The organism is Roseateles sp., assembly GCF_039595295.1.
Lineage (GTDB): Bacteria > Pseudomonadota > Gammaproteobacteria > Burkholderiales > Burkholderiaceae_C > Roseateles.
The window spans coordinates 83991-91461 of sequence record NZ_JBCNLU010000021.1; the positions used below are offsets into that span (position 1 = coordinate 83991).

The 7471-nt window shown below is 69.1% G+C and carries 4 protein-coding genes; 1 reads left to right on the forward strand and 3 read right to left on the reverse strand.

Translation table 11 applies throughout. The features are described 5' to 3' along the window. Window positions 1–168: 168 nt before the first annotated feature. On the reverse strand, window positions 169–2871 hold the full coding sequence (locus tag ABDW59_RS16025) for an ATP-binding protein (protein ID WP_343630832.1): 2703 nt from the start codon (window positions 2869–2871) through the stop codon (window positions 169–171). Window positions 2872–2992: 121 nt separating this feature from the next. Continuing rightward, window positions 2993–3691 (reverse strand): PEP-CTERM sorting domain-containing protein, encoded by a 699-nt coding sequence (locus tag ABDW59_RS16030; RefSeq protein ID WP_343630833.1) that lies wholly within the window; start codon window positions 3689–3691, stop codon window positions 2993–2995. A 313-nt stretch (window positions 3692–4004) separates the two neighbouring features. Here ABDW59_RS16030 and ABDW59_RS16035 point away from each other — a divergent pair, with 313 nt between their 5' ends. Beyond that, window positions 4005–4163 (forward strand): hypothetical protein, encoded by a 159-nt coding sequence (locus ABDW59_RS16035; RefSeq protein ID WP_343630834.1) that lies wholly within the window; start codon window positions 4005–4007, stop codon window positions 4161–4163. A gap of 47 nt (window positions 4164–4210) precedes the next feature. Here ABDW59_RS16035 and ABDW59_RS16040 read toward each other — a convergent pair whose 3' ends face one another. Further along, complete coding sequence (locus ABDW59_RS16040; protein ID WP_343630835.1) at window positions 4211–7147, reverse strand: di-heme oxidoredictase family protein; 2937 nt, start codon at window positions 7145–7147, stop codon at window positions 4211–4213. Window positions 7148–7471: the final 324 nt, after the last annotated feature.

Genomic DNA, 7471 nt, shown 5'->3' on the forward strand with positions numbered 1-7471 from the left:
CGCATAGGTCGCCAGGGCGGCTGTCGACAATGCGCCGCAAACAAAGCAGATCGCGAATGCGGCCAATTGCTCGAGGGGGGAAGGGCTGTTCATGGCGGAATGAAGAATGAATGAGCCGCCAGTGTGAATTCGGGCTGGCTCATGGGGTGAGCCAGCAATGGGAAGAAATCAACCCAATCCCATCTCCTGAATCGCCCGCACCAACGCCGAGAAGTCCACCGGCTTGAGGAAGTGGCCCTCGAAGCCCACGTCCAGGGCGCGGCGCCGATCGGATTCGCCGGCGAAAGCGGTCAGCGCCACGGCGCGCAGCGACTGCATCGCCGGCAGCGCGCGCACGCGGGCGATCAGCTCATAGCCGGTCATGTCCGGCATCCCGAGGTCCGAGATCAGGAGGTTGACCTCGGTGCCCGGCAGCAGGGTCAGGGCTTGCGCGCCGCTTCGGGCCTCGATGACCTGCGCGCCTTGCAGCTCGAGCGCGCGAGCCACCATCTCCCGCACCGCGTCGTCATCGTCGACGACCAGGATGCGCGCGCCCGTCAGCGAGATCCGGTCCGTGGCGCCCGCATCGGGCGAGGCGCTCGCGAATTCGCGCGTGCCGATCACCGGCAGCCGCACGGTGAAGCGCGCACCGCGGCCTTCGCCGTCGCTTTCGGCGCGGACCTCGCCGCCGTGCAGCTCGACCAGGTTGCGCACGATGGACAGCCCCAGTCCCAGGCCGCCGTGCTGGCGCGCCATCGAGCCGTCGGCCTGGCGGAAGCGCTCGAAGACGAAGGGCAGGAAGCCCGGCGGGATGCCAATGCCGCTGTCCTCGACGATCAGGTCCGCATGGTCCTTGCCGCCGCGCAGGCGCACGTGGACCTCGCCGCCGCGCGGGGTGAACTTGATGGCGTTGGACAGCAGATTGGCGACCACCTGCTGCAGGCGCACGGCGTCGCCCATCACCGTGGTCCCGGCGTCGACGGTCACATCGGTGAGCAGCCGGATGCCGGCGCGCTCGGCGGCCGGCGCGAGCAGCTCCACCGCGGCCAGCGTGAAGCTGGCGACCGCGACCGGTGCGACTTCGAGGCTCAGCTTGCCGGTGGTGATGCGGCTCATGTCGAGCAGGTCCTCGATCAGCTGCGCCTGCGCCTTGGCGCTGCGCTCGATGACGTCGATGCCGCGGCGCAGATCGGGCTGGTCCTCGCCCAGCTTGCGCCGCAGGATGTGGACCCAGCCGGTGATCGCGCTCAGCGGCGTGCGCAGCTCATGCGACAGCGTCGCGAGAAACTCGTCCTTGACCATGCCGGCCTGCTCGGCGGCCAGGCGGGCGGTGCGCTCGCTCTCCAGCAGCCGGGTGCGCTCGACCATCGCCGCATGCGACGCGGTGTAGAGCCGCGCGTTGTCGATCGCGATCGCCGCCTGGCTGGCGATGCCCTCCGCCAGTCGCTCGCTGCGCTCGGTGAAGACGCCGATCTCCTCGTGACCGAAGAACAGCCCGCCCAGCACCTCGCCGGAGCGGCTGATCACCGGCACCGCCAGATAGCTGCGCACCGGCAGATGGCCCGGCGGCTTGCCGTGATGCGGCGCCCACTGGCCGTAGCGCGGATCGGCCATCACGTCGTCCAGACGGATGGTGGGCTCGCCGCGGAAGGTCGGGCCGAAGAGGGCGGTGGGGCGCGGATGGCCGAGCTTCTCGAAGTGCTTGCGCTCGGCGCCGGAGAGGGCGTACAGCAGATAGGCCTCGCCCTGGTCGTCGACGCCGTTGTAGAAGAAGGCGCCGAAGCGCGCGCCGGTCAGCGCGGTGGCCGCGTCGGTGACGCGCTGCACCAGCGTGCCGATGTCCAGCTCCGCGGCCAGCGTCGCGCCGGTGCCGTTGAGCAGCTCCAGCGTGCGCGCTTCCTCGCGCAGCGCCGCTTCGGCACGGGTGCGCTCCAACGCTTCCCAGCAGCGCGCGACGACGATCTTCACCAGCGAGACCTCGTCGTCGGTCCAATGGCGAGGCTCGGCCTGATGCACGGCCATCGCGGCGACGAAGCGGCCGTGCTTGTGCAGCGGCACGCAGATGACCGACTGGATGCGGGTGCGGACGTAGGCGGAGCGGTCGGCGGCGGCGGTGACCGGGTCGCGGTCGATGTCGTGGTTGACGTAGGCCTGATCGGCGCGCATCAAGCGCAGGACGTCCTGGCCGAAGTCACCGAAGCGGTAGCTGCCGACGATGCTGGGCACGCCGTCGTTGTAATCGCCGATCAGGTCGAAGCTGTCCTCGTCGGCGCGCACGGTGGCGTAAGCGCAGCGGCTGGCGCCGAGCTCGCGGCCCAGGCGCTCGGCGGTGAAGCGCATCACGTCGGCGGGATCGGTCAGGGTACGCGTTCCCTGGGCCAGCGCGTCCAGGAACGCGAGCCGGCGCGACATCAACACCTTCTCCGTGGTCTCGGCGAAGGTGACCAGGACGCCGCGGGCCTGGCTCTGATCGTCGCGCACGGCGCTGTAGGAGAAGTTGAAGTAGACGTCCTCGGGATAGCCGAAGCGGTCGATGGTGAGCTTGAAATCGTCGAAGCCGACAGGATGGCCGGCCAGCGCCTGCTGCCACATCGGGCCGATGGTGGGCCAGATCTCGGCCCAGGTGTCGGGCGCGCGGCCGCCGAGCGCGGGCTCGGCCTTGGAGCCGAGGATGGGCAGGTAGGCGTCGTTGAAGATCTGGATGAAGTCATCGCCCCAGGCCAGGTACATGGGGAGCTGACATTCGAGCATGGTGGCCACGACGGCGCGCAGCGACGCCGGCCAGCGGTCCATGGGCCCCAGCGCGTTGGCGGCCCAGTCGAAATCGCGCACGCGGGCGGCCATCTCGCCCCGGATGGGCGTCATGGCGGCGGAGGCGGGGAGGTGGTCCATGGACGGGGCAATCAGGGCGGGCAAAGCGGCAGCGACTGTACTGCCTTCCCGCGTGAGAACGCGCGCCCGACGTCTTGCTGCTCTCCCTTCCAGTCGCGCGTCCGGTGGCGCGCGGAGACGGCTATCGCCTTACCCGCGATCGCCGCCGCGCCAGCCCCGCCAGCAGCCCCACGCCGCCCAGCATCAGGGCGTAGGTCGAGGGCTCGGGCACCAGCACGGCCATGGCCCAGACGCCGGGCGAGTTGACGAGCCCGCCTTGGCGCGCATACGCGCCGTCATAGCCGCCCTCGACCATGTCGAGCGATTCGTAGATCAGGCCGGTGCTGGAGGTGCTCAGGTTCAGGCGATCTGCCCGTCCGGTCGGCGAGCCCATGTAGTAGCTTGCCTGGATGTTCCATTGGTAGGGCTGGTTCAGCTCGTTGAAGCCGTTGATGTTGAGCGTGCCGCCGATGAAGGGGCCGTAGTCGGGGCACACCGGACAGACCTCGTGAGGCGCGGCGGGAATGGTGAGCCGGTCGGTGACCAGACCGTTCATGTCGCGCAGGATGATGCTGAAGCTGCGCACGTCGGCGGCCGTCACCACGCCGGTGAGCAAGCGGTCGGAGATGATGACCACGTCCATGGACAGGAGCGCGAAGGTGCGACCGTTGCGCGGATCGCCTTCCCACGGGTACCAGGTGGTCGTCGTCACCGTGAAGGGGTTGCCGGTGTAGGTGTACTGGTAGTAGTCCGCCGCCGCCGGGGTCGACGTCAAGGCGAGCATCGTCGCCAGGCCCATCGCGCAGACGAGCGGGACCTTCGCAATCGGAGCGTTGCGCATGGGGGTCTCCTTGAATGTTGTAGCGGTGTCGAGCACCTCCACAACACTAGGCGCACCATGCCGGTGCCGTCCGTTTGCTCGCCCCTCGATTCATGGACGTCGACCCGGGCGCGAGGGCGATCCGTGACCTCGGAACAAGGGGCAGGCCTGGCACACCGTGTGCCGCGCTCGCCCCCGACCCTGTCGTTGTTGCCGATGGTCCGTCAAATGCGCGCTTCAGGGCATGCCGACGGACTCCCGCGCCCACTGCTCGCGGCGCGCATCTCGCGATGGGATGCGCTGCTCCTCCAACAAGAATCGGAGGAATCGCTGAATGCAGAACGTCGAGTACTCGGTCGGCTGGATCACCCTGGCGCTCATCAACGCCGGCCTTGCTCAGGGCAAGAACCGGCGCGGCTGGGTCTGGTTCTTGGTGTCGCTGTTGCTTGGTCCGATCGCCACCTTTCTGGTCGTCATCTGGTCGAAAGAATGAAAGCGGCGCCCGCTGGGGACGCCGTGTTGATCAGAAGCTGAGCGCTCTCAGAGGGAATTGAGGAAAGCCAGCAGCGCCTCCCGATCCGCGGTGCTCAGGTTGACGAACCGATCGCGGCTCTTGGCGCCTTCGCCGCCGTGCCACAGGATGGCCTCGGTCAGCGTGCGCGCCCGGCCGTCGTGCAGATAGCCGACCTTCACGCCCGGGCCCGCCACCGACTCGGTATAGCCGATGCCCCACAGCGGCGAGGTCCGCCATTGCGTGCCGCTGGCCTGGCCCTCGATCAGGCTGTCCGCCATCTCGCTGCCCATGTCGTGCAGCAGCAGGTCGGTGTAGGGCTTGATGCTCTGGTTGCGCATCTCGGCCAGCTCCGTCGACGCGCCCGTCTTCATGTCCGCGACATGGCAGGCCGTGCAGCGCATGGACGCGAACAGCTTGGCGCCCGAGGCGATCTTGGTCGGATTCACGTCCAGGTAGGGCAGCGGCGTCACGCCCTTGGGGAAGCCGCTGGTCAGGCTGCGCTGCGCCGGCACGCCCAGTTGCGCGACGTAGCGCGACAGCAACTGCAGGTCGTCTTCGCTGACGCCGTTCTCCACCTTGCTGCGATTGCACTTGGCCGGACCGGCCAGGCAATCGCGGTTCGGGTACACCGGAGACGTGACCGACATGTCCAGCAGCAGCGCATTGGCCGTCTGATGGCGCAGGCTGACCTTGGACGCCTTCCAGCCGTAGCGGCCCACGCGCACGCCGCCGGTCTCCGGGTCGTAGACCAGATTGGCCTGACCCTTCACGCCGTCCTCGTCGCCGGTGGTACGCACGCGCGACAGGATGTCGGCGTCGGTGATCGCTTCCAGCAAACCCATGCCGATCACCGGCTGCGCGCTGCGCAGCGAGTAGATCGCCGGCGTCGGACCGTCGAAGGCGAGCTTGGGCTTGCTCAGCGTGATCACGGTGCCGTCGGCCAGGGTGACGGTCTTGGTGTCGAAGCCCGCCACCCGCACGCTGTTGCCCCAGTCCTGGCCCGCGCCGGTCGCGGCCGAGCGCGCATTCATCTGCACCGCCAGGCCGTAGATCGGATGCGGCTGCTGCTTGCCGTCGCCGCCCAGCGCGGCCACCCGCACCGCCATCGTGTCCAGGCGCTGGTTGAGCACCTGCGGCGCCAGGCTGCGGCCGTTGTTGATGTGGCAGCCGAAGCAGTTGGTCTGGTTGAAGCGCGGCCCTTGCAGCTTCACCGCGGCGGTGTTGCGGTCGTTGCCCGCCTCGTTGTGATCGCCGGTCCACATGTTGGTGTGGAACCAGCGCCGCCCCTCGACGAAGCGCTGCATGTTCTGCATCCCGATCTGCGTGTTGGGCTGCTGGAACATGAAGGTCGCGTTGTCGGCGTAGTCGTAGGAGATCGACCCGGTCCCGCCCTGCAGCGTCTCCGCCGGCAGCGCCGCGTTGAGCAGGCGCGGCTGGACCCCGTACCAGGGCCGCAGGCCGCTGCCGACCACGTAGGTCACCTCGTTCGTGTAATAGCGGAAGTTGCCGCTGTCGCCGATCGCGTCCATCGAGGCGCGGCTCGCGAAGAAGGAGCCGGTGAACTCGATGGCGTCGCCCAGTTGCAGGTTGCGCGAGGGCACGTTCACGCCGTTGGGCACCAGCACGCCGTTGGCGTTGGCGGCGACGTCCTGGTGGCCCGGCACGTTGTCCAGCACCACGGAGCAGCCGTCGTTGGCGCCGACGATGCCGGCATAGCCGCTGTCGGGGCGGCGCAGCGCGTTCTCGGGCGGCTTGGGGATGACCGGGCAGGAGGTCAGGTCCTTGAAGCCGTCGGTGTAGGTGGTGTTGTCCAGCAACTGGCCCGGCGACATCCAGCCGTAGCCGGTGACGTTGGGATCGTCGAAGCGGCGGAAGAACGAGTGGCCGCCGCCGCGCTGCGCCTGCTGGTAGTACTGGTTGACGATGATGCGCGGCTTGGTCACACCCGCCACGCGGCTGTTGTCGATGAACTCCACGCCCCAGGTGCGGTTCTTGAAGTAGTTGGCGATGAAGTTCAGATAGGCGCCGGGACCCTTGTCCTGCGGCTTGCCGTTGGCGTCGACGGTGGCGTTGACGCCGTAGCCGATCTCGGCCCAGTCCTCGCCGCGCTCACGCGCATGGCGCGAGCGGCCGACGAAGCCGAAGCGCGTCACCAGCGTGCCGTCGGGCAGGCTGAACTGCACCTGCTCCAGCACCGGCGCCGCGGCCGGTGTGGCCACCGCGGCGCCCAGCGCCGGAACCGCCTCGGCCGAGGTCGCCAGCGTCGGCAGCGTGTTGTCGCTGCCGGGCGACGTGAAGCTGACCTCGAACAGCGAGTAGCCGTACTGCGTCGCGCGCGCCACGCCCTGGAGGCGCAGGTAGCGCACGCTGGCGTTGAGGTTGAAGAACTCCTCGGTGCCGCCCTGGCCGCCGGCGACGTAGCGCAGCTGATACCAGGTCTGGCCGTCGTCGGAGACCTGGATCGCGTACTCCTTGCCGTAGGCGTTCTCCCAGACCAGCTTCATGTAGCCGAGCGGGGTCTTGGCGCCGAAGTCGAACTGGATCCAGGCCTTGTCGTCCTGCGCGCTGGACCAGCGCGTGGACAGGTTGCCGTCGATCGCCTTGTCGGGGCCGTTGGCGTTGTTCTCGGTCGCGCTGGACGTGGCCTTGGCGACCGGGACGGCGACGCCGGGCTTGCTCAGGTCCAGCCCGGTCGGCAGTTGCAACGAGACCGGCAGCGTGGGCGCCGGCGCGTCGTTGCCGGTGGGCAGCGAGGGCGGGGTGGGCGCGGGCGGCGGGAGCTCGGGCTCGGCGTCGCTGGCGGCGGGCGCCGGCGCGGGAGCGGGTGCAGGTGTCGGCGCGGGTGTGCCGGCGACGGGCGGGCTGCCTGCATCGGCGGACGAGCCGCCACCGCCGCCGCAACCGGCGAGCGCGCCCGCGGCGCCGAGCGCCAGAACCGCGCCGAGCTTGAGCCCCCAGGGCATGGTGGGGGGAAGGGGGCACGGGGCCCCGGGAACCTGGTGGCGCATGGCGCTCCTGCAACTCCGAGAAAGGGACACCGGGCGGCGCAAGACGCGTCGCCGTGGTGGAGGGATGCGTCGGAGATGCAGGGCTCGTGCCGGTTGCGTCTGGTTGCAACCCGGCTGCGAAATGGAGAAATTGGGCGATTGGCAAAAATAGAGGTTCTTCGCCGATGTGCGGGGAAGAACGAGACGCGGCCAGGTGCCGCACCTGCTAAGTTGAAGTTGTCGAGACTCACTTTCGCAGGGGGCAGCCATGGCCGCGTCCCAGTGTATTTCTCGCCTGGG